Here is a 531-nt window from a genome sequence, read left to right as displayed (position 1 = left end):
GGTGGCCCCGGTCGTTGCGGGGGACTGGACCGACCGGGGCCAAAGGGGCACTCGGTGCGCCCCCTTCTTCCCCTGCCGGGACGTGGCACCGGTCAGGGGGGTTCATGGGGTGGTCCGTCCGGCTGGGCCTGGATGCGTGACGTCCTGCCGGCCGGACGGACCCTTTCGCCGCCCCGCATGATGAACCCGCGATTTTCAGTGGCCGGGTGTTCAGGGGGCGGACGCTTCAGAGCTGGTGCCGGGCCGGCATCACTCTCGATGGTCCGAGAGGGCGACCCGGGGGCGGGTCCCACTGGACGGTGTCGCGGATGGCCCGGGCGTAGCGGCGGTGGCCGGTCCTGTGGAAGTGGTACTCGGCCCACGCGTGGATATCGCCCGGGGTGAGCTCCCGTGCGGCGTCCGGGGGTTCAGCGCCGCAGGGCGGGGTGCCGGACACGCACGCGATGTGCGCACGGGCCCCTGCGGGCTCCCCATGCGTCAGAGTCCATAAGAGGCGACGGAACCGCCCGATCATCCCCATGCCGCACCCCG

This window comes from Streptomyces jumonjinensis (genome assembly GCF_009600885.1).
In the GTDB taxonomy this organism is placed as follows: Bacteria; Actinomycetota; Actinomycetes; order Streptomycetales; family Streptomycetaceae; genus Streptomyces; species Streptomyces jumonjinensis.
The sequence above is the reverse complement of the archived record's forward strand: the minus strand, read 5'-3'. Positions refer to the sequence as shown.